The organism is Halalkaliarchaeum sp. AArc-CO (genome assembly GCF_024972735.1).
GTDB lineage: Archaea > Halobacteriota > Halobacteria > Halobacteriales > Haloferacaceae > Halalkaliarchaeum.
Genome location: NZ_CP087723.1, coordinates 1,179,869 through 1,199,064, shown reverse-complemented (window position 1 = coordinate 1,199,064; position 19,196 = coordinate 1,179,869). Strand labels below are relative to the sequence as shown.

At 64.4% G+C, this 19,196-nt stretch carries 24 protein-coding genes and 1 tRNA gene; 5 read left to right on the top strand and 20 right to left on the bottom strand.

All coding sequences use genetic code 11. The annotated features are described in order from the left end of the window. Positions 1 to 78: 78 nt before the first annotated feature. The 4 genes from pstB to AArcCO_RS06570 are packed head-to-tail and all read right to left on the bottom strand — an operon-like array spanning position 79 to position 3,818. Complete coding sequence (pstB, locus tag AArcCO_RS06585) at positions 79 to 951, bottom strand: phosphate ABC transporter ATP-binding protein PstB (protein ID WP_345780879.1); 873 nt, start codon at positions 949 to 951, stop codon at positions 79 to 81. Next, on the bottom strand, positions 948 to 1,895 hold the full coding sequence (gene pstA, locus AArcCO_RS06580; RefSeq protein ID WP_259535850.1) for a phosphate ABC transporter permease PstA: 948 nt from the start codon (positions 1,893 to 1,895) through the stop codon (positions 948 to 950). The genes pstB and pstA overlap by 4 nt, the downstream gene beginning before the upstream one ends. After that, the gene (pstC, locus tag AArcCO_RS06575) at positions 1,892 to 2,806 is read right to left on the bottom strand and encodes a phosphate ABC transporter permease subunit PstC (protein ID WP_259535848.1); all 915 of its coding nucleotides are present in this window, start codon (positions 2,804 to 2,806) and stop codon (positions 1,892 to 1,894) included. Before pstC ends, pstA begins: the two co-directional genes overlap by 4 nt. Continuing rightward, positions 2,799 to 3,818 carry a PstS family phosphate ABC transporter substrate-binding protein gene (locus AArcCO_RS06570; RefSeq protein ID WP_259535846.1) on the bottom strand — a complete coding sequence of 340 codons (1,020 nt, stop codon included), beginning with the start codon at positions 3,816 to 3,818 and terminating at the stop codon, positions 2,799 to 2,801. The genes pstC and AArcCO_RS06570 overlap by 8 nt, the downstream gene beginning before the upstream one ends. A 322-nt stretch (positions 3,819 to 4,140) precedes the next feature. On the opposite strand from AArcCO_RS06570, the gene AArcCO_RS06565 reads away from it, so the two are divergent. Beyond that, complete coding sequence (locus AArcCO_RS06565) at positions 4,141 to 5,139, top strand: phosphate signaling complex PhoU family protein (protein WP_259535844.1); 999 nt, start codon at positions 4,141 to 4,143, stop codon at positions 5,137 to 5,139. Positions 5,140 to 5,222: 83 nt separating this feature from the next. After that, entirely contained in the window at positions 5,223 to 6,386 is a 1,164-nt protein-coding gene (locus tag AArcCO_RS06560; RefSeq protein ID WP_259535841.1) for a site-2 protease family protein, read from the top strand. Between the two features lie 42 nt (positions 6,387 to 6,428). Here AArcCO_RS06560 and dnaJ read toward each other — a convergent pair whose 3' ends face one another. Then, on the bottom strand, positions 6,429 to 7,586 hold the full coding sequence (gene dnaJ, locus AArcCO_RS06555) for a molecular chaperone DnaJ (RefSeq protein WP_259535839.1): 1,158 nt from the start codon (positions 7,584 to 7,586) through the stop codon (positions 6,429 to 6,431). Between the two features lie 183 nt (positions 7,587 to 7,769). Between dnaJ and AArcCO_RS06550 the strand changes: the two genes are divergently transcribed. Further along, positions 7,770 to 9,518 carry a Rieske (2Fe-2S) protein gene (locus AArcCO_RS06550; protein ID WP_259535837.1) on the top strand — a complete coding sequence of 583 codons (1,749 nt, stop codon included), beginning with the start codon at positions 7,770 to 7,772 and terminating at the stop codon, positions 9,516 to 9,518. Positions 9,519 to 9,528: 10 nt separating this feature from the next. Here AArcCO_RS06550 and AArcCO_RS06545 read toward each other — a convergent pair whose 3' ends face one another. The 4 genes from AArcCO_RS06545 to AArcCO_RS06530 all read right to left on the bottom strand — a co-directional run bounded on the left by AArcCO_RS06545 (position 9,529) and on the right by AArcCO_RS06530 (position 12,235). Next, entirely contained in the window at positions 9,529 to 10,302 is a 774-nt protein-coding gene (locus tag AArcCO_RS06545) for an isopentenyl phosphate kinase (protein ID WP_259535835.1), read from the bottom strand. A gap of 6 nt (positions 10,303 to 10,308) precedes the next feature. Then, positions 10,309 to 11,325 carry a mevalonate kinase gene (mvk, locus tag AArcCO_RS06540; protein ID WP_259535833.1) on the bottom strand — a complete coding sequence of 339 codons (1,017 nt, stop codon included), beginning with the start codon at positions 11,323 to 11,325 and terminating at the stop codon, positions 10,309 to 10,311. A 46-nt stretch (positions 11,326 to 11,371) separates the two neighbouring features. Next, a complete protein-coding gene (locus AArcCO_RS06535; protein WP_259535831.1) occupies positions 11,372 to 11,713 on the bottom strand; it encodes a HalOD1 output domain-containing protein in 342 nt (113 codons plus the stop codon). Between the two features lie 342 nt (positions 11,714 to 12,055). Beyond that, on the bottom strand, positions 12,056 to 12,235 hold the full coding sequence (locus tag AArcCO_RS06530; RefSeq protein ID WP_259535829.1) for a hypothetical protein: 180 nt from the start codon (positions 12,233 to 12,235) through the stop codon (positions 12,056 to 12,058). A 356-nt stretch (positions 12,236 to 12,591) separates the two neighbouring features. On the opposite strand from AArcCO_RS06530, the gene AArcCO_RS06525 reads away from it, so the two are divergent. Further along, a complete protein-coding gene (locus AArcCO_RS06525) occupies positions 12,592 to 12,822 on the top strand; it encodes a hypothetical protein (protein WP_259535828.1) in 231 nt (76 codons plus the stop codon). 181 nt (positions 12,823 to 13,003) lie between these two features. Further along, positions 13,004 to 13,591 carry a DUF7344 domain-containing protein gene (locus AArcCO_RS06520; RefSeq protein ID WP_259535826.1) on the top strand — a complete coding sequence of 196 codons (588 nt, stop codon included), beginning with the start codon at positions 13,004 to 13,006 and terminating at the stop codon, positions 13,589 to 13,591. Positions 13,592 to 13,635: 44 nt separating this feature from the next. Here the strand turns inward: AArcCO_RS06520 and AArcCO_RS06515 are convergent, their stop codons facing one another. From AArcCO_RS06515 to AArcCO_RS06465, 11 genes are all read right to left on the bottom strand, one after another. Next, complete coding sequence (locus AArcCO_RS06515; protein WP_259535824.1) at positions 13,636 to 13,788, bottom strand: DUF7837 family putative zinc-binding protein; 153 nt, start codon at positions 13,786 to 13,788, stop codon at positions 13,636 to 13,638. Between the two features lie 284 nt (positions 13,789 to 14,072). After that, entirely contained in the window at positions 14,073 to 14,882 is an 810-nt protein-coding gene (rpsB, locus tag AArcCO_RS06510) for a 30S ribosomal protein S2 (RefSeq protein ID WP_259535822.1), read from the bottom strand. Between the two features lie 13 nt (positions 14,883 to 14,895). Continuing rightward, positions 14,896 to 16,125: a phosphopyruvate hydratase gene (gene eno, locus AArcCO_RS06505; protein WP_259535820.1), complete on the bottom strand. Its 1,230-nt coding sequence runs from the start codon at positions 16,123 to 16,125 to the stop codon at positions 14,896 to 14,898. Next, positions 16,122 to 16,301: a DNA-directed RNA polymerase subunit K gene (locus AArcCO_RS06500; RefSeq protein WP_259535818.1), complete on the bottom strand. Its 180-nt coding sequence runs from the start codon at positions 16,299 to 16,301 to the stop codon at positions 16,122 to 16,124. Before AArcCO_RS06500 ends, eno begins: the two co-directional genes overlap by 4 nt. A gap of 25 nt (positions 16,302 to 16,326) precedes the next feature. After that, positions 16,327 to 16,521 carry a DNA-directed RNA polymerase subunit N gene (locus AArcCO_RS06495; RefSeq protein WP_259535816.1) on the bottom strand — a complete coding sequence of 65 codons (195 nt, stop codon included), beginning with the start codon at positions 16,519 to 16,521 and terminating at the stop codon, positions 16,327 to 16,329. 12 nt (positions 16,522 to 16,533) lie between these two features. Then, positions 16,534 to 16,932: a 30S ribosomal protein S9 gene (locus AArcCO_RS06490; protein ID WP_259535814.1), complete on the bottom strand. Its 399-nt coding sequence runs from the start codon at positions 16,930 to 16,932 to the stop codon at positions 16,534 to 16,536. Further along, positions 16,926 to 17,375: a 50S ribosomal protein L13 gene (locus AArcCO_RS06485; RefSeq protein ID WP_259535812.1), complete on the bottom strand. Its 450-nt coding sequence runs from the start codon at positions 17,373 to 17,375 to the stop codon at positions 16,926 to 16,928. Before AArcCO_RS06485 ends, AArcCO_RS06490 begins: the two co-directional genes overlap by 7 nt. After that, positions 17,372 to 17,725 (bottom strand): 50S ribosomal protein L18e, encoded by a 354-nt coding sequence (locus tag AArcCO_RS06480; protein WP_259535810.1) that lies wholly within the window; start codon positions 17,723 to 17,725, stop codon positions 17,372 to 17,374. Before AArcCO_RS06480 ends, AArcCO_RS06485 begins: the two co-directional genes overlap by 4 nt. Positions 17,726 to 17,833: 108 nt before the next feature. Continuing rightward, positions 17,834 to 17,918: transfer RNA gene (locus tag AArcCO_RS06475), tRNA-Leu, on the bottom strand. 139 nt (positions 17,919 to 18,057) lie between these two features. Next, the gene (locus AArcCO_RS06470) at positions 18,058 to 18,807 is read right to left on the bottom strand and encodes a DNA-directed RNA polymerase subunit D (protein WP_259535808.1); all 750 of its coding nucleotides are present in this window, start codon (positions 18,805 to 18,807) and stop codon (positions 18,058 to 18,060) included. Further along, the gene (locus AArcCO_RS06465; RefSeq protein ID WP_259535806.1) at positions 18,804 to 19,193 is read right to left on the bottom strand and encodes a 30S ribosomal protein S11; all 390 of its coding nucleotides are present in this window, start codon (positions 19,191 to 19,193) and stop codon (positions 18,804 to 18,806) included. The genes AArcCO_RS06470 and AArcCO_RS06465 overlap by 4 nt, the downstream gene beginning before the upstream one ends. Positions 19,194 to 19,196: the final 3 nt, after the last annotated feature.

The following is a 19,196-nucleotide window of genomic DNA, read 5'->3' as shown; positions in this document are numbered from 1 at the left end:
TCGTCGGCTCACTCAAAAGGCTGTCTCCGTTCGTCCGTTCCGTCCGTGGCACCTCCAGGATACGGCCTCCACGGTCGATCACCCGAACTTGCCGGTGATGTAATCCTCCACCCGCTGGTGTTCGGGGTTCGAGAAGATGCGGTCGGTGTCGCCGAACTCCACGAGCCGACCGCCGGTCAGAAACACCGCCGTCTTGTCGGAGATGCGGGCCGCCTGTTGCATGTTGTGCGTGACGACGATCACGGTGTAATCCTCCGCGAGTTCCGTGATGAGATCCTCCACCTTCGAGGTGGCAACCGGATCCAGCGCGGAGGCCGGCTCGTCCATCAACACCACCTCCGGGTCGGGAGCGATCGCCCGGGCAATACAGAGCCGCTGTTGTTGCCCCCCGGAGAGGTCCAGTCCGGAGGACCCGAGCTGATCTTTCACCTCGTCCCACAGCGCCGCCCGGCGGAGCGACTCCTCGACGCGGGCGTCGAGGTCGCCCTCGAACCCCTGGATCTTCAGCCCGTAGGCGACGTTGTCGTAGATCGATTTCGGAAACGGGTTCGGCTTCTGGAACACCATCCCGATCCGACGGCGCAGCGCCACCGGGTCGACGTCGTCGTCGTAGACGTTCTTTCCTTTGAACAACACCTCGCCTTCGATTCTGGCGACGTCAATCAGGTCGTTCATCCGGTTCAAACACCGGAGGAACGTCGATTTGCCGCATCCAGAGGGCCCAATGATCGCCGTCACCTGCTTTTCTGGCAGTCGGACCGAGGTCGGGTGAAGCGCCCGCTCCTCGCCGTAAAAGACCTCCAGGTCTCGGGTCTCGATCGCGGTGGCGCCCTCCGGCGTCGATTCGATGCTGGGATCGATGTCGTCGTCGATCCGCCCCTGGCTCATTGTCGCACGTTCCTGACTCGGGTTCGATTGATCCTGGCTCATCGTAGATTCGTTCTGGCTCATTGTCGTTCGTACCTGTTTCTGATGTAGATCGCCGTCGCGTTCATTCCCAGCAGCACTGCGAGCAACACGACGATTCCGGCGGCAGCGACGTGCTGGAACTCCGCCTGCGGGAGCCGAGCCCAGTCGAAGATCTGCATCGGCATCGCCGCGAACGGCCCGAGAAAGTCCGGCACCGGCAGCCCGAACGGTCCGTCCCGGACCGGGGCGACGAACATCGACGTCGCGGCGCCGACCATCAGGATCGGCGCCGTCTCCCCAATCGCTCGAGACAGCGCCAGGATCGTCCCGGTCATGATCCCGGGGAGCGACGCCGGCAACACGATGTCGCGGATTACCTCCCAGTCGGTCGCGCCCACACCGTAGGCGGCCCGGCGCTGGGAATCGGGCACCGCGCGGATCGCCTCCTGGGCGGAGACGATCACGATCGGAAGGATCAGGAGAGTAAGCGTCAACGCCCCCGCCAAGAGGCTCGATCCGAGCCCCGCCGCCCGGACGAAAAGCGCCAGCCCCAGAAGGCCGTACACGATCGACGGAACGCCCGCAAGATTGGCGATGTTCGCCTCGATGAAGCTCGTGAGCCGGGAGTCGGGCGCGTACTCCTCGAGGTAGATCGCGGCACCGACGCCGAGAAACAGTGTGAACACGGCAGTGAGTACGATCAGCAGGATCGAGCCGACCAACGCCGGATAGATCCCCGCCCCTCGACCGCCCGGCAGGTAGTTTTCGACGAACCGCGAGGGGGGATACGTGAGGAACTCCCAGGTGACCCATCCCCACGACTCGTAGAGCACGTCCGCGACGAGTGCAACGAGCGCGACGATCCCCACGAGCGTCGAGGCGAGGCAGACGGCGACGAAGGCCTGTCCGATCAGTCGTTTTCGGTGGACGTCGTCGGCGATGCCCGCAAAGGGATCTGCCGGTTCGGTGCTCGGTTCTTCACTCATTGGTACTCCTCCCGGAATCGGGACTTGACCCAGAGACTGAGCAGGTTCATCGAAAGCGTCATCGCAAACAGCGTGATGCCGACCGCAAACAGCGACTGGTAGCCGATCGAGCCGACCGACACGTCGCTGATCCCGACCTGAACCATGTAGGCGGTCATCGTCTGGATCGGTTCCAGCGGGTTGAACGTGACGTTCGGATGCATCCCCGCCGCGAGCGTGACCGCCATCGTCTCGCCGATGGCCCGCGAGATTGCCAGGATGTACGCCGCGGTGATTCCCGAGACCGACGCCGGGATCACCACATCGGTAGACACCTCGTATTTGGTGGCTCCGAGGCCGTAGGCCGCCTGGCGGAGTTCGTCGGGAACGGCAGACATCGCGTCCTCGGAAAGTGAGGAGACCATCGGGATCACCATGACTCCGACGACGATCGCGCCGGCGGCCGCGTTGAACGTCCCGGTCTCCGGGAAGAACTGCTGGAGCAGCGGCGTGATGAACGACAGCGCGAAGAAGCCGTACACGATCGTCGGGATCCCCGCGAGCACCTCGAGGGTCGGTTTGACGATCTTGCGGACGCGGCGGTCGGCGTACTCGGCGAGATACACCGCCGTCGCCGTCCCGACCGGGATCGCGACGATCGCGCTCCCGACCACGATGAGCATCGTTCCCCAGATCAGCGGCAACACGCCGTACGACCGGGGGCGGATGATCGGCGACCAGTCGGCAGTCGTGAAGAACTCCACGATCGATACCTCCCTGAAGAAGGCCACTGCGCCCTCGACGAGCACGATGATGATCCCGGCGGTCGTCAACACCGTGACCGCGGCACACGCGAAGAACACGTACCGGATCAGCCGGTTTTTCGTCCCGTCGATCCCCGATCCAGCACGGGTGAGGTCGGCGCTACTCATAGCGAGCGAGCACCTCCTCCAGTCGTTCGCGCGCCTCTCGGACCGACTCGTCGGTCGTCGCGAAGTAGCCGACCTTCCGTGCGGCCCACTGGGTCCAGGCGAGTTCCTCTTCGGGGCCGACGTCGCTGCGGTCCGCCCGCTCGTCGATCGGCGAGAAGTAGAACCGGGCGTACTCCCTGACGTGCTCTTTCTCGAAGGAGTTCACGTTGAAATAGACGTACATCGCCCGCGTCAACGGCTGGTACGTTCCCGACTCGATCGTCTCCCGTGTCGGGGTGACACAGCCGTCGCCGTCGTCGACGTCGACGAGTTTCAGATCCTCCTTGTTCTCCTCGTAGTAGCCCAGCCCGCCCCAGCCGAGGGCGTTTCTGCTCCCGCGAACGCCGCGGACGATCACGTTGGTGTCGGCGCTCGCGGAGTAGTCCGACCGGATCGCGCCGATTTCGCCGTTGATCGCTTTCGTAAACGAGTCGAACGTCCCAGAGGCCGGATCGCGCCCGTACAAGTCCAGTTCACCGTCGTGACCCTCCTCGGCCCACTCCTCGCGGATATCCCCCCACGTTTCGACCTCGGAACCGGGCTCCCAGATCCGGCGCAGTTCCTCGGTGGTGAGACAGTCACACCAGTGGTTGTCCGGATGGACCCAGACTGCGAGTCCGTCGAGCGCCGCCTCGAACTCGACGTAGTCGACGCCGGCCTGCCCACATTGTTCTACTTCGCTGCGTTGTCCCTCGGGGACGTCTTCCGGACCCAGGATCGGCCGGCTGGCGTTCTGGACGTCCGTGGTACCCTCACAGAACAGCTGAAATCCGGCACCGGTTCCCGATCCGCGAACTGGGATCCGGACCCGGTTGTTGCGCCACTGGAACTCCTCGGCCACCGCGGCACCGTGGGGCAACAGCGTATTGCTGCCGTCGACGACGATCTGTCCTTCGAGGTGGCTCGGCTCCCCGCGAACGAGACAGCCCGCGAGTCCGGAAACCGACAGCGCACCCACGGAGGCACCGGCCATCGAAAGGAACTGTCGACGGGAACTATCCGACAACCTGAAATCAGACTCAGTTCCGGTAGTCGACCGTCCATTCCCCCCCACAGGGGGTTTCCGTTCCATCGGTTTCCGGTCCGCGAGGACGACCTAAATACTCTACTATAATAACTATATAGTACTATGTTTGGGACACGTTGTCTCCGTTTTCGGGCAGTCGGTAGCGGACCGTAATCCGGACAAGACTGCCGGTAACGCGGCGAGAAATCGCCACCGTTCGGAAACGATTCGGTTTGTGAACGATATATATTTGAACACATTTATATATACTCGGTCGGGATCTGTCGGTATGGAAACCCGGAAGGTCCAGGTCACCGGGGGATCGACGTACACGGTATCGATTCCCAAGTCCTGGGCGACGGAAAACGACGTGGGCGCCGGAAGCGAAGTGGAGTTCTATCCGGAGGGTGACGCGCTGTTTCTCACGCCGAAAACCGAAGAGCAACGGACGGAAGGGACGCTGGACGTGACAGATCTAACCGGCGAGGAACTGGTTCGGGCGGTCACGGCGATGTACGTGAGTGGCTTCGACGACATTATCCTGGAGAGCAGCCGGATCACGACCGGGCAACGCCGCACGATCAGGGAGGCCGTCCAGAGTCTCGTCGGCCTCGAAGTGTTCGAGGAGACGGCGGACAAAGTAGTTATCCGGGATCTGCTCGATTCCTCCGAGCTATCGATTCACAACGCCGTAACCCGAATGCGGCTGATCGCGCTGTCGATGCTGGAAGACGCCCTCGCCGCACTCGGGGAACTCGACGAGGACCTCTCGCGTGACGTGATCGAACGCGACGACGACCTCGACCGGCTCTGGCTCGTGGTCTCGCGGATCTTCAGGGCGACGCTACGGACCCCGAAGGCCGCAGAAAAGCTCGGACTCCCCCGGGAGGTCTGTTTCGACTACCAATCGAGCGCCAGACAGCTCGAACGCATCGGCGATCACGCCACCAAGATCGCCCACCTCACCCTGGAACTGGAACAACCGGTCCCCGAGGAAATACTCGACGCGCTCGAAGAGCTCCGCCAGGAGGTCACACAGGTAATCGACGACGCGATGGACGCGCTGTTTTCCGAAGATAGGGACGTTGCGACCCGGGTCGCGAACGAGGCGCGAAAAGCCGTCCAGCGGATCGACGAGGACGCTCGACGGATCGACTCGTACCTGCGGAACCTCGATCCCGCGAGGGCACAGTTGCTCGGCCTCATCGTCGATTCGGTCTCCCGGTGTGGGGACTACGGCGGCAACATCGCCGAAACCGCACTTCAGAAGGCGTCACCCTCGCCGTGACCGTTCCGTCAGGGCGCCGCGACGACACGTCGGCTCCCGAACGTACGACAAGCGTTTTGCCTGCCCGCCCCTAACTGAGTCCGATGGCAGACGAGGAGGTCTCGGGCCCGGTGGACGACGCGGAAGCCTCCGGCGAGACACCCCGACCCGAGCCGCTTCGGACGTTCTTTCAGGTAAAATCGACACGACGGGACGGCGACCGGATCCTCTATTACGGCGAGTCGCTGGTCCCCGATCGCGCGCTCATGCGTCGGATCTCCCCGGCTTTCCGTGAGGCCGGCTACGAGGTCGAACTCGCACGAACCAGTGGGACCGACGTCGTGATCGCGCGCCCGCTCGGCGCCGGAAGGGGAGGAATTCCGTGGACCAACCTCGTGTTGTTCGTGACGACAGTGATCTCGACGCTGTTCGTGGGCGCGTACGGCTGGTACTACGTCCCGCTCTCGGAGATTACTGCCAACCCGCTGGTCATCCTCCAGGCGTGGCCGTTCACCGCAGCGGTGCTTGGTGTGCTTTTGGTCCACGAGCTGGGCCACTACGCCGCCGCACGATACTACGGGGTAAACGTCTCGTTGCCGTACGTGATCCCGTTCGTCTTCCCGTTCGGGACGCTGGGAGCAGTGATCCGGATGAAAGGACAGATGCCCTCCCGGAAGGTGCTGTTCGACATCGGTGCCGCGGGGCCGCTTGCGGGGCTGGCTGCGACGATCGTCGTGACAGTGATCGGACTCTCCTTGGACCCGATCACCATCCCCGAACGGATCCTCGAAGCAGACGGCAGCATGATCCGGTTCAACGATCCGCCGCTGTTGACGCTGATCGCGTCGGCACTGGGTGAACCGACGGCCTACGAGGCGGCGAACAAGGCGGCCCACCCGGTCGTCATCGGCGGGTGGGTCGGGATGTTCTTTACCCTGCTCAACCTCCTCCCGGTCGGTCAGCTCGACGGCGGTCACATCATGCGTGCGATGATCGGCGAGCGACAGGAGACGGTCGCATCGCTGGTTCCGGCGGCCCTGTTCGGGATCGCCGCCTACCTCTACTACGTGCTGGAGTACGGGCTCGACGAGTCGGTCGGGTTGTGGGCGTTCTGGGGCGTGTTCGCGCTGTTTATCGCGTTCAACGGCCCCGCCGACCCCGTCGACGAGTCACAGCTGGGGTGGCCGCGAATGATCGTGGGCATCATCACCTTCGCGCTGGGGCTACTGTGTTTCATGCTCGTGCCAGTCCAGGTCGTCTCCGGCTGAGCCCGGAACGACGGGGACGACACCCTTGCTGCGCACAGCAGCTCACAGACTCCGCTTGATGCGTTCGAAGAAGCCCTCCTCGATTTCGATCTCCTCGCCACCCGCCTCGGCGAACGCCTCGAGCGCCTCCCGCTGTTCCTCGTTGAGGCTTTCCGGGGTGACTACCTGCACCCGGACGTAAAGGTCACCGCGTCCGCGACCCCGCAGCCGAGGCATTCCCCGGTCCCGCAGTCGGAACGTTTCGCCGCTTTGGGTGCCGGCCGGAACGTCCATCTCGACGGTGCCGTCGAGCGTTTCGATCTCGATCGTATCCCCGAAGACCGCTTGCGGGAACGAGATCGGCTGCTTGAGATGGAGGTCGTCGCCGTCGCGCTCGAACCGGTCGTCCCCCTCCACCGTCACGTCGATGAGGAGATCGCCCGGCGGACCGCCGTTCTCCCCCGGCGCGCCTTCACCACCCATCCGGAGCGTCTGGCCGCTTTCGACGCCGGCAGGGATCTCGACGGTGAGCGTGGCTTCCTCCCGGACGATACCCTCACCCGAACAGGTGGAACACGTCTCGGAGTACAGTTCGCCGTCCCCCTCACACCGGGGGCAGGTGGTCGTCTGCTGGACGCGGCCGAACGCGGTCTGCTGGACCTGCGTCACCTGGCCCCGACCGTTACACTCCGGACAGCTCTGTACGTCCGCGTCCGGCGGATGTCCGGTGCCGCCACAGTCGTCACATTCTGTCGGCCGGGTGACAGAGAGGCGCTTTTCGGCGCCGTCGAACGCCTCCTCGAGGTCGATCGTGATCTCCGTCCGGAGGTCGCGTCCCTGGCGTGGGCGGTTCGGATCGCGGCTGCCGCCGCCGAACAGGTCCGAAAACAGGTCCTCGAAACCACCTCCGCCGCCGCCGAACGGACCGCCGCCGCCGAACGGGCCCCGCCCCGCACCGCGGCCGGCGCCGCCGTTGTCGGTCGCGCCGTGCTTTTCGGCCCGTTCGAACTGCTCGTGACCCAGCCGATCGTACAGCTGTCGCTTCTCCTCGTCGGTGAGCACCTCCTTTGCCTTCTGGATCCGCTTGAACTTCTCTTCGGCGTCCGGATCGTCGCTGACGTCGGGGTGATACTCCGCCGCCTTCTTCCGATAGGCCCGTTTGATCTCGTCGGCGTCGGCGTCGCGTGACACCCCGAGTACCTCATAGAAGTCCTCGCTCATTCGTTGTCGACCCATAGTAGACTGTGCTACTTGAAAAGAACGGCTCGACCCCGGAGTCTCGAAGCGCTAGCCCCGGCGCAAAATTTACCGTGACGGATTCCCTGTCGAACTGTATGTCACAGCTTGACAAACACAGTGCGTCGACGCCCATCGGGGATTCACGTCCTCGAGGGCACCGGAACGATGGCGTCTGAATTCGACGACCCGTACGTCCCGGTCATTTCCGTCGAGGAAGCGACCGAGGAGAGTCCACAGACCCTCCGCGTCGACGGCCGAACGATCGGCCTGTTTCACCACGACGGAGAGTTTTACGCGACCGACAACCGCTGTCCCCACATGGGCTTTCCGCTCACGGACGGGTCAGTCGACGACGGGATACTGACGTGTCCGTGGCACCACGCCCGGTTCGAGATCTCCTGTGGGGACACGTTCGATCCGTTCGCGGACGACGTCGGGACCTATCCAGTCGAGGTTCGTGACGGCGACGTCTACGTCGATCCGCACCCGCCACGTGAGGAACCGCCCGAGGAGCGCTGGCGGAACCGGCTCGAACACGGCCTGCAGGAGAACCTCGGATTGATCGTTGCCAAATCCGTGATCGGCCTCGACGACGCCGGCGTTGCCTCCTCGGTCCCGGTCCGGATCGGAGTCCAGTTCGGCACCCGGTACCGGGAGGACGGCTGGGGACGCGGGCTCACCACGCTCGGCGTGATGGCGAACCTCCTCGGGGATCTCCGTCCGGAGGATCGACGCCGGGCACTCTACGTCGGACTCTCGGAGGTCGCCGACGACTGTGCGGGCGAACCGCCGTTTTTCGTGCAGGAACGGCTCTCCACTGACGACGTCACACCCGAGCGACTCAAGCGTTGGTTTCAAAGCAACATTGAGGTTCGCGACTCCGACGGCGCCGAGCGGGTACTCCGGGCCGCGATCGCTGCCGACCTCGAGGAGCCAGCGATCGCCGAACTGCTCGTCGCGGCGGCCACGGACCACCTGTATCTCGACAACGGCCACCGCCTGGATTTCATCAACAAGGCGTTCGAGACGCTCGATCACGTCGGGTGGGAGCACGCCGACGAGGTGCTCCCGAGTCTGGCCCCCGGACTCGCCGCCGCAGATCGGGCCGAGGAGAACTCGTCGTGGCGACAGCCGATCGACGTCGCCCAGTTGTGTTTCGACGCAGCAGCTGAACTCCCGCACGCGGTCGAACAGGGATCGAATCGAACGTGGGAAAAACCGGACGAATTCGTCGACGTCGTAATGGGAGAGGATCCACGAGAAATCATCGACCAACTGATGGGAGCCATCGCAAACGGGGCGACCGCCGAGGAGCTCGCGAACGTGGTGACCCACGCCGCCGGCAGACGAATCGCCCAGTTCGGAACGAGCAACGAGTTTCGGGACTGGAACACCGTCCATCACACCTACACGTACGCGAACGCGGTGTTTTGTCTGAGCCGGCGAACCGACGCCAGCGAGGCGTACCGAGGGGTCTTCGATGCGGCGGTGAACGTCTATCTCGACAGGTTTCTCAATACGCCGCCGACGCCGCTGCCCGATCCGGACGGGGACCGAGATCCAGACGAGGTCAGCGAGGAGCTCCTGGAGTGTTTCGAAGTCGAGAGCGACGAAGAAGTGGACCGAGCCGGCCAACTCACGGCCGAGTTCCTCGCAGCCGACGGCGACGTCGACCGTCTGAAACGAGCTCTCGGCGAAGTACTTCTGCGAGAGGATGTCGGCTTCCACCCGCGACAGAACCTCGAGGCGGCGTTCACCCAGTACGACGCCGCCGTGGACGAACGGAACGGCCGGGTACACCTAATCGCGACTGCCCGATATCTCTCCGCGCACACGCCGACCCGACGGGCCGGCGAACAGACGTATCGAATCGCCGACCGGCTCAACCGCGGCGAGAAGATCCACGAGGCGTGAGCCGTTGTCCTCACCCGGATCCGTCGATTCGCGTACCGGGCGACTCCCCTCGGAGGAACCGCGAGAGATCGTCGGGACCGAACACGTACGCCGGCGCAGAAAGCGCCAGCAGCTCGCGGACTTTGCCGGCCATCCCGCCGCTCACGTCGGTCGACTCGCTCGCTCCGAGAGTGTCGGCGACCTCCTCGAAGGCAGTTATCTCCCGGATCACCTCCCCGTCGCTGTCGAGCACGCCGGGAACGGTCGAACAGACGCCAACTCGAGCGGCGTCGAGCTCCTCGGCCAGCCGACAGACGAGTTCGTCGCCCGAAAGCACGGTGATCCCCTCCCCGCGGTGGACGACGCCGTCGCCGTGCAACACCGGAACGAACCCCTCGGCAAGCATGGCGTCGACCTGTTCGAGCGGACACGAAAGCGCGCCGTCCGACTCGCGTGCGGCGACCGAAAGGGGATGCACAGGAAGCGCCGGCACGTCGCGGTCGTGGAGTCGAGAGAGCACGAACCGGTTGAGCGTCGTCATCGCGCCGTGGATCGACAGTGCCGCCGCCGCGTCGTGGGTTCCGCGTTCGGTCGTGACCCCGTGCCGGCTCGCGTGGTGATGGCCGAAGCTCCCACCACCGTGGACGATTGCGAGCCGCCCGACATCGCCGTCCTCCCTGGCCGCGGCGATCGCGTCGGCTGCCGCCGAGAGTGCCGGGCCGTCCAGCGTTTCAGCCCGATCCTTCTCGGTGATCACGCTGCCGCCGAGCTTCACCACGAGGAGATCCTGTTCCGTGCGGTCCATCCGCGATTACGCCTCCTCGACCCGCACGCCTTCCGTCGCCAGTTCCGCCCGAAACGCACGCTGACAGCCCGGCGTGAACTCCAGGGCGGTTCTGGACTCCGACGACTCGTCGAGCGCGACGATGCAGCCGCCGCCGCCGGCGCCAGTGAGCTTCGCGCCGTGGGCTCCCGCCTCGCGGGCCGCCCACACCATCTCGTCGAGCGAGCGGGCTGACACCCCCAGCGCCGACAGCAGACCGTGATTGAAGTCCATCAGTTCGCCGAGTTCCGCGAGCCACTCCGGCGACGGATCGGTCTCGGGGATCGCCTCCGAAAGCAGCGCTTCCCCGTCCCGAACCACGTCGCCGATCGTGGCCAGGGTATCGGCGGCGAAGTCGTACCGGTCGCGAAGCTCCCTGACACCGGAAACCAGTTCCCCGGTCTCGCCGGCACCGCCGTCGAACCCGATCACGAACGGGAGGTTCGGTGCCTCGATCGTTCGGCAGTCGTCGCCTTCGACTCTGACGGCACCGCCCATCGTCGAACAGAACGTGTCCGCGCGGGACGCCTGGCCGTCCTGCACTTCAAACTCCGCGCGATAGGCCCGGTCGGCGAGTTCCCCCTTCTCGAGCGGTTCGCCCAGCGCCCGGGTTGCGGCGTCGATCCCGGCGACCACGACCGCCGCCGAGGAGCCGAGCCCGCCGCCGAGTGGGATCTCCGATCGGACCGTGATGTCGAACCCGGCCGCCGGCTCCTCGGCGGCAGCCCTGGCCTGTCGGACCGCCGCGTCGATGTATCCCATGGCCGCCTCCACCAGCGGCCGCGGGACGTCGACGTCGGGATCGTCGCCGGTTCTCCCTTCGTATTCGACTGTAAAACCGTTCAACGACAGATCGTCGGCCCGCACACGGACGTGATCGTCCTCGCGGAGCTGGACCTCGACGGTCGCCCGGCGCTCGATCGCGCACGGAACCGCGGGTTCGCCGTAGACGACCGCGTGCTCCCCGAAGAGGTAGACCTTCCCCGGTGCGCTGCAGACTGTCATGTGAGATTACTGGACGGCGACTGTTACAGGTGTTGCGCTCCGCGATTCAGCCTTCGTACACGGCGACGGTTCCGTCGCTGTCCACTCTGACCAGAAATTCGGCGTAGGGGAACTCTAGCGTGAGCGTCCGGTTCGAACCGGCGCCGTTCGCTCGATCGCCGAAAAAGAGGTTCTGGAGCGCAACCGTGTCCACGCTCTCGTAAAGCGGCGGCGAGGTGACTTCCGTCGGATCGACGCCGCGGGCCTCCGCGATCGCGTAGACGATTTCGGTCGTCAGGTCGGTTTCGTCGTCGCTGTCGAAGCGACGGACCGCTGCTGCTTCTCCAATCACAGCGACGTCCGAAGCCCCGTACGTTTCGGACGTCGATCGTCTCGTGTTGTGTTTCATCGGTGTCGTCCCCTCAGATGCTGCCCGTGAATCGAGCCCAGCCCATCGATTCGGGAGGGTCGCCCGGTCGATCCACTTGGCGTTCGGACACGTAATTTCAGTTTCCCGAACAGTACGTGACCTCTTCTTCGAAGATAACTGTACGGTATTTAAGTATTTTCTGAATTGGCGTTACACGACACTCGAATCCACGTTACCCGGTCACGCGCCCCATAATGTGAATAAAATAACATGACCCTGCTCTCGTGCCCGCCATATTATTATTGGTTAGTTGACTTTCTTGGAGGGTCAGCCGTGGACAAGCGGACACACACCCGAAACCCGCCAAACAAACCCGAACAGCTACTGAATTCTCTCGTGAGTAATCGCGTGGTCCGTCCGCTCGTGGTGGGTCTCCTGTAGTTCCGCCGCGATCTCGGGTGTCCGTACCAGTTCTTCCATCGTGCAGTCCCGGCAAACGACGTGATACAGCTCCCCAGTCGGTACCCGTCCCTCACCACGCTCGCCGAATAACGTGCTCATACTGGTGAGAGGTTCGTGCAGTGTTTTGCTATGACGTTCCTAACCGACAGATCCCGAACGTTCCTGACTCACAGGGCTCGGAGGACCCGTGATGTCGCCGATCCCCGGTGAATTATCGGTTTCGTAATCAGCTCCGAGCGAAAATAACCGCGGCGTAATCAGTTCCGGCCCTCGTTATAGGGCATCTAGCCAAATGCGAGTCAACCGAGTGTTGTATAGCCACGCGGTAGAGGGACGGTACTGCCCAGCGAAACGGCAGAGATTTCGCAGAGACCACCGACATACGTGGGACCGAAGGCGGCTCTGGAGTTATCGTGAGAGCGCTTCCGGCGGGGCCTCAATGGGGTCTAACTGGAATGACTAAACTGCAAAACGGGACCGAAATCTCGGCGGAACCGAACGTCGAGACGCGTCTCCACTCTTCGGTCGTCGCGCTCCCGGTGTGGGCGAGACTGATCCGGCACTGCACTCGAACGTTGCCGGGCTTTTATCCCGGCGCTCCGAAACGGAACGTGATCGTGTTGCTGGCGTATCTGCTCGTGGGACTCGTCGTCTTCTCGCTGCTGTGGAGCACGGTGGTTGGATAGTTCGTTGTTCCCGCGGAAACTCGGCTGCGCTACTCTTGACTGGAATACGGACATCAAAAAAAGTTAGAGCAATAACAATACATTTAATCATGATGAATGTGAACGTACATGGGAAGTGGTTGGGGGGAGGAACACCGGATAGATTCGCATATCCGACCACGCAAAATGAAACACTACAGTAATGATGGGAAAACAGCAGGGAGAGCGGGGGGAACCACGCACTGTATCGCTACCGCAGGGCGAGAGTCGAGGTGAACACGACGTCGAGACGGAGAAATCGGGGAGAGAACCCCCCGTAGACGAAGTCTACAGCATCCTTCGCAATCGTCGGCGTCGGCTCGTGCTGTCGCAGCTGGAAAATGCAGACGGGAGCCTGGAACTCGGCGATCTTGCCGAACAGATCGCGGCCATCGAAAACGACAAGCCCATCTCGGCGGTGCACTCGAAGGAGCGAAAGCGCGTCTACATCAGCCTGTACCAGTCCCATCTCCCCAAGCTGGACGAGACCGGGGTCGTCGAGTACGAGGCCGATCGCGGCATCGTCGAACGCGGCCCTTACTTTCGAACTGTCCTCGAAACGCTCGACGGTCAGGAACCGGATCGACATCCCTGGCCGGTGTATTACCTCGGCACGATCGTCGCACTCGGGCTGCTGTTCGGGCTCGGTTCGTCCGCCGTGGGCGTCGGCGCCGACGTCGGGTTCTGGATCGCTCTCGTGTTGCTCGCGTCTATCGGCGTTGCCGACCTGCTGACTGCGAGGAACCGATAGGGGGCTGGTTCGCCCGGCTACCCGGCCGCGCTACCCGGCCACGGTCAGGCCGGGTGAACGACCGACGAGCAGTCGGGACACTCGGCGAACAGGCGCACCCAGCCTTCCGAGGTCGTGTACTCGATGAGGAGTGACCGGGACGGAATGTTCTCCTCGCAGTTCGGACACGTCCCCAGCCACGTCGACTGGTCGTCCATACCGGAAATCTCGCACGATCCTTACATGGTAATGGGGCTCCTAACAAATCGATACACTACCAGTGGCTCCACTCTCGGCGGCTATTCGGGATTGAGATGACGATTGCGCCGATAGCTTTTATACGATGCGCCCGTTGGTAGAAACGCGGCGGAGTAGTCGGGAAACTGACGGACCGCCGGTCGCATCGAGGGGAACTGGGGACTGTACGCGACCCGCGCGTCGATCGATGCGGCTCACGGCTTGCTGTATTTTCGACGAACGAGCGGTGCGCGGTGAAAAACGTCTAGATGTCGGCCTCGAAGTCGTCGAGCGCGTAGACGGTGTCGGTGCCGCGGCGGTCGAGCGTCTCGTTGGCGAGCAGCCAGTAGACGACCGACAGCGCACGCCGACCCTTGTTGTTCGTCGGGATGACGAGGTCGACGTTCGACAGCTGGTTGTTCGAGTCACACATCGCGATCACCGGAATGCCGACGGTGATCGCTTCCTTTACGGCTTGGGCGTCGCCGATCGGGTCCGTGACGACGACGACGTCCGGTTCGATGTAGCCGTCGTACTTCGGGTTGGTGAGCGTGCCGGGGATGAACCGGCCCGTCCGGGCGCGGGCGCCGATGGCGTCGGCGAACTTCTCGGCCGGGAACCGACCGTACTGCCGCGAAGACGTGACCAGGACCTGTTCGGGGGCGTAGTTCGCGAGGAAGTCCGCAGCGACCCGAATGCGCTCGTCCGTCCGGGAGACGTCGAGTACGTACAGCCCGTCGTCGCGGACGCGATGGATGAACCGCCCCATGTCCTTCGTCTTCTGTTGAGTCCCGATGTGAACCCCCGCCGAGAGGTACTCTTCGACGGGAATGAGCAGGTCCGCCTCGTCGTCGGGCATTACGTCCTCGTCGAACGGGGTGCCCGCCTCCTCGGGTTCCTCGGGATCCTCGGCGCCAGCCGAGTCGTCGGTCGTCTCTTCGGCGTCCGTCGCCGGCGAGTCGGCGGGTTCCGCCGCCTCGTCGGCTCGGTCGGCCGGCTGTTCCTCCGTCGTGTCGGTCTCGGTCGGCGACTCGTCGTCGGCCTCGACCTCGACCGCGTCTTCGTTGTCCGTCATGTCTGGGTGTAGATCATACTGCGTCGTCCGCAATGCGGATCAGTTCGTTGAGTTTGGCGGTTCGCTCGCCGCCGACCGTTCCGGTCTTGATGAACGCGGCGTCGGTCGCGACGGCGAGGTGGGCGATCGTCGTGTCCTCGGTTTCACCGGAGCGGTGAGAGACGACCGCGTCGTAGCCGTTCCGGTGGGCCAGTTCCACGGCGTCGAACGCGTCGGTGAGCGTTCCGATCTGATTCGGCTTGATCAGGATGCTGTTGCCCGCGCCGACGTCGATGCCGGTTTTCAGCCGGTCGGTGTTGGTGACGAATAGGTCGTCCCCACAGATCAGGCAGTCGCCTGCCTGGCTCGGCCGAGTCCCCGCGACGCCGACCCGTTCGGTCAGTTCCGCGTACCCCTCGAAGTCGTTCTCGTCGAGGGGGTCCTCGACGTACGCGAGGTCGTACTCTTCGATCATCTCGGCGACGTACGCGATCTGTTCGTCTCGCGTCTTCGCCTCGTCGCCGTAGACGTACACCTCCTCGTCGGCGTCGTACAGTTCGGCGGCGGCGACGTCGAGCCCGAACCGGATCTCGAACCCGACCTCGTCTTCGACCGTCCCGACTGCGGCGTCCATTACCTCGAACGCCTCCGCGTCCGAAATCGCCGGAGCCCAGGCGCCCTCGTCGCCCTTGGCCGCCGAAACGTCTCGGTCGGCGAGTTCCTCTGCGACCGCGGCGTGCACTGCAGCGTTGGCGAAGACGGCCTCCGCCACGCTCGGGGCGCCGACGGGCGCCGCGAGGAACTCCTGGATGTGGGTGGCGTCGCGTGCGTGCTCGCCCCCGCCGATGACGTTCCCCAACGGGATTGGGAAGTTGTCTCCCCTGAAGGCACCACCGAGATGCTGGTACAGCGGAGCGCCGAGGACGTCGGCGGCCGCCTTCGCCGTCGCCATCGAGATCGCGACGGCGCTGTTTGCACCGATCTCGGAGAAGTCGTCGGTGCCATCGGCGGCGCGAAGCACGGCGTCGATGTCCCGCTGGTCGCCGGCGAACTGCCCCTCGAGCCGGGGAACTGCGTGTTCGCGTGCTGCAGCAATCGCTTCAGTCGGGGGTCGTTCGACCGCCTCGTACTCGCCGGTCGATGCGCCCGAGGGCGCCGCCGCCCGGCCGAAGCCGCCGGATTCGGTGAGCACGTCGGCCTCGACGGTCGGGTTTCCCCGCGAGTCGAGCACGCGACGAAGCGAGACCGACGTGATGCGCGTCATTTCCCCTCCCGACGGACCGTGAACGGCAGGACGCCCGCGTCGTACTCCTCTGCGGCGACGAGGATCGGTTCCGACTGGTCGGTGTCGACAAGCACCGGCGCGCCGTAGGATACCTGTAGCGCCCGTGCTCCGAGGATCCGTGCCTTCTCGTACCGGTTGTAGCGTTGCCGTGTCATCCGTGGCGTGTGGGTTCGGGTTCGATCATTGGTACGGTGCGACGACGTCGACGAGGTCCGTGTGCGAGACGAGCATGCGGCGACAGCAGTGTCGCGTTATGCCCAGGTCGTCGAGCACCGCTGCGGGGTCCTCGCCGTCCTCCTCCGTTCGCGTCTTGAACTCCTCCCAGTGTTCCCCCACGACGTTGCCGCAGGTGAAACACCGGACTGGGATCATCATGCTGTGATCACCTCAGCGGTAGGACTTCTGGTATCGTGCACGAGCGCCGGGGCCACCCCACTTCTTGGGTTCGGGCTGCCGGACGTCGTTGACGAGCAGCGAACGGTCGAACTCCATGTACGCCTCCCGGAGTTCGGCGTCGTTGAGATGTTCCACCAGCCCGCGGGCGATGGCCGTCCGCGCGGCGTCGGCCTGCCCCGAGAAGCCGCCCCCGGAGACAGTGACGTCGATGTCGACCTGCGATCGGAGATCCTCCCCGGCAATGCGGAACGGCTCGAGCATCTTCAGGCGGGACGACTCCGGCTCCCACAGTTCGACGGGCTGGGAGTTGATTCGTACGCGGCCTTCGCCCTCTCGCACGGTGGCGCGGGCGATGGCCGTCTTCTTCTTACCGGACGTGTTTGTTACCATGTGACAGTAGCACCCAGTTCCTCGGAGATCTCTCCGAGCGTAGTGAACTTGATGTTCGACAGGCGGTCCAGCGACGTCCCGTCCAGGACGATCGCTTCCCGGTCCGGATCGTCCTCGTACGGGTTGCCGACGTACACGCGGACGTTTTCGAACGCCTCGCGGCCGCGCGGCTTCTTGTGCGGGAGCATCCCGCGAATGGAGCGTTTGAAGATCCGGTCCGGGCGCTTCGGGTAGTATGGCCCGCGGTCGGAGCCGAGATCCGCTCGCTTGCGGTACGTCTCCATGGTCGACTCCTCGTTTCCGGTGATGACTGCCCGCTCGGCGTTCACCACGGCAACGCGCTCGCCGTCGAGCGCAGCCTGGGCCACCTCGCTGGCGACCCGGCCCATGATGCAGTCGCGTGCGTCGACGACGAGGTCGGCGTCGAACTCTGCGAGACTCATCGAATCACCCTGACGTTCGTCCCTTCCGGGTTCTGTTCTGCGATCTGTTCGAGGCTCACCGCTTCGCCGGCCTGTTCGATCTTCTTGCGGGCGGTCCCCGAGAAGTCGACGGCGGCGACGGTGACGTTCTTTTCGAGCACACCGCTGCCCAGCACTTTGCCGGGTACGACGACGGTCTCGTCCTCCTGGGCGTACCGCTCGATGCGGCCCAGGTTGACCTCCGCGTGGGTGCGCCGTGGCTTTTCGAGCCGGGTCGCGACGTCCTGCCAGACGTTGGCACCGGAGTCGCGCGACACCGACTTCAGCTCGGCAATGAGGTTCTGTAATCGTGGATTCGTCTTGCTACTCATAGCAGTTCCCTCCGTGTGAGGGTGTGTAGTCGAAAGTGAGCGTCCCCCGAACGCATGCTCGCGAACGAGGCGGATGCTGTTTCGATCGGGGAGACGGAGAATTCGGAGTGCAGGGAGCAGGATTCGAACCTGCGGACCCCTATGGGACAGCGCCCTGAACGCTGCGCCGTTGACCTGACTTGGCTATCCCTGCGTGCACTCCGACGTACCAGGTGCCCATTCAAACCACTTTCGGTCCGGGCTGCCGTCGGCGTCGGACGCGTCCGGACTGGACGCGTCGCTTCCGGGCTTCGGGCGAACGCCGGATCGTCGGTGGTCGGGCACATGCTCGGTTATACTGCGACTTTCTCGCGTAATTCGTCCGCGCGGTCGCCGATCGTGGCGGCCGCGCGACGGACCAGTTCTTCGACCGTGAACGAGCCGTCCGTTTCCACGTGGAAGACGAACGCGCCCGTAACGTCGGTTACTTCGAGCTCCTTTCCGGGATACCGGTTCGTGAGATCGTGATCGAACTCGGCAGTCGGGACCAGCTCCCCGTCGGGAGTCTCGATGACGCCCCGGAGGATCTGCGGCTCGTCCTCGTGGAACTCCCCGGCGTCGCCGAGAACCTCCACGCGCTGGAGGTGACGATAGCCGACGGAAACGCCGCCCTGGTGTTTGGCGTGTTCCTTGCCCACGTCCAGGACCGCGTCAGCCTCCAGTTCGAGCCGGTGTCCCTCCTTGAGCTCGATGATCGGCACGTTCTCGTCGGCCGGCTCGACCATCGGCTCCGAGGAGACCAGATCGCCGGAGTAGGCCGTCGCCGGCCCCTCGACGTCGAGCGCCAGGGTGACTTCCTCGCCGATCTCGAACTCGTCGAGCGGCGTCGTCAGTGGCACCAGCCCCAGCCGAAGGCCGATCATCTCGTCGAACATCACCGAGGAGTTCTCCACGAACCGTACCGTGTCGATGGAGAAGGTCGGCACGTCGGCGATCATCGCGCGCCGGAGCCCGTTCGCGAACGCCGGGGAGACACCCCGAACGAGAAAGCGGGCGCTCCGGCCGTCGCGCTCGATGAACTCGACGTCGAACTCGTCGCTCATACGCCCTTGTTCTTCGGAGCTTTCGTTCCGTCGTGCGGGATCGGCGTCACGTCCTCGATCCGGCCGATCTCGAGGCCGGCGCGAGCCAGCGCTCGGATCGTCGCCTGTGCGCCGGGACCCGGCGACTTGTTGCCGTTTCCGCCCGGACCGCGAACGCGTACGTGAACGCCCTCGATCCCTTTCGCCTGTGCTTCCTCCGCGACGACCTCCGCCATCTGCATCGCGGCGTACGGCGAGGCCTCGTCGCGGTTCTGCTTCACCACGGTACCGCCCGAGGACTTGGCGATCGTCTCGGCGCCGGTCTGGTCGGTGATCGTGATGAGCGTGTTGTTGAACGACGCGAACACGTGGGCGATTCCCCACTTGTCGGTATCGTTTGCTGACATGGG

Bases quoted from the DNA above. Each gene is read 5' to 3' on its own strand.
- AArcCO_RS06550 (WP_259535837.1), top strand. From the start codon at position 7,770: ATGGCGTCTGAATTCGACGACCCGTACGTCCCGGTCATTTCCGTCGAG.
- AArcCO_RS06525 (WP_259535828.1), top strand. From the start codon at position 12,592: ATGACTAAACTGCAAAACGGGACCGAAATCTCGGCGGAACCGAACGTC.
- dnaJ (WP_259535839.1), bottom strand. From the start codon at position 7,586: ATGAGCGAGGACTTCTATGAGGTACTCGGGGTGTCACGCGACGCCGAC.
- AArcCO_RS06470 (WP_259535808.1), bottom strand. From the start codon at position 18,807: ATGAGCGACGAGTTCGACGTCGAGTTCATCGAGCGCGACGGCCGGAGC.
- AArcCO_RS06515 (WP_259535824.1), bottom strand. From the start codon at position 13,788: ATGGACGACCAGTCGACGTGGCTGGGGACGTGTCCGAACTGCGAGGAG.
- rpsB (WP_259535822.1), bottom strand. From the start codon at position 14,882: ATGACGGACAACGAAGACGCGGTCGAGGTCGAGGCCGACGACGAGTCG.
- AArcCO_RS06500 (WP_259535818.1), bottom strand. From the start codon at position 16,301: ATGACACGGCAACGCTACAACCGGTACGAGAAGGCACGGATCCTCGGA.
- AArcCO_RS06520 (WP_259535826.1), top strand. From the start codon at position 13,004: ATGATGGGAAAACAGCAGGGAGAGCGGGGGGAACCACGCACTGTATCG.
- AArcCO_RS06495 (WP_259535816.1), bottom strand. From the start codon at position 16,521: ATGATGATCCCAGTCCGGTGTTTCACCTGCGGCAACGTCGTGGGGGAA.
- AArcCO_RS06480 (WP_259535810.1), bottom strand. From the start codon at position 17,725: ATGAGTAGCAAGACGAATCCACGATTACAGAACCTCATTGCCGAGCTG.
- mvk (WP_259535833.1), bottom strand. From the start codon at position 11,325: ATGACAGTCTGCAGCGCACCGGGGAAGGTCTACCTCTTCGGGGAGCAC.
- AArcCO_RS06565 (WP_259535844.1), top strand. From the start codon at position 4,141: ATGGAAACCCGGAAGGTCCAGGTCACCGGGGGATCGACGTACACGGTA.
- eno (WP_259535820.1), bottom strand. From the start codon at position 16,125: ATGACGCGCATCACGTCGGTCTCGCTTCGTCGCGTGCTCGACTCGCGG.
- AArcCO_RS06535 (WP_259535831.1), bottom strand. From the start codon at position 11,713: ATGAAACACAACACGAGACGATCGACGTCCGAAACGTACGGGGCTTCG.
- pstA (WP_259535850.1), bottom strand. From the start codon at position 1,895: ATGAGTGAAGAACCGAGCACCGAACCGGCAGATCCCTTTGCGGGCATC.
- AArcCO_RS06560 (WP_259535841.1), top strand. From the start codon at position 5,223: ATGGCAGACGAGGAGGTCTCGGGCCCGGTGGACGACGCGGAAGCCTCC.
- pstB (WP_345780879.1), bottom strand. From the start codon at position 951: ATGAGCCAGAACGAATCTACGATGAGCCAGGATCAATCGAACCCGAGT.
- AArcCO_RS06490 (WP_259535814.1), bottom strand. From the start codon at position 16,932: ATGGTAACAAACACGTCCGGTAAGAAGAAGACGGCCATCGCCCGCGCC.
- pstC (WP_259535848.1), bottom strand. From the start codon at position 2,806: ATGAGTAGCGCCGACCTCACCCGTGCTGGATCGGGGATCGACGGGACG.
- AArcCO_RS06545 (WP_259535835.1), bottom strand. From the start codon at position 10,302: ATGGACCGCACGGAACAGGATCTCCTCGTGGTGAAGCTCGGCGGCAGC.
- AArcCO_RS06465 (WP_259535806.1), bottom strand. From the start codon at position 19,193: ATGTCAGCAAACGATACCGACAAGTGGGGAATCGCCCACGTGTTCGCG.
- AArcCO_RS06530 (WP_259535829.1), bottom strand. From the start codon at position 12,235: ATGAGCACGTTATTCGGCGAGCGTGGTGAGGGACGGGTACCGACTGGG.
- AArcCO_RS06570 (WP_259535846.1), bottom strand. From the start codon at position 3,818: ATGGCCGGTGCCTCCGTGGGTGCGCTGTCGGTTTCCGGACTCGCGGGC.
- AArcCO_RS06485 (WP_259535812.1), bottom strand. From the start codon at position 17,375: ATGAGTCTCGCAGAGTTCGACGCCGACCTCGTCGTCGACGCACGCGAC.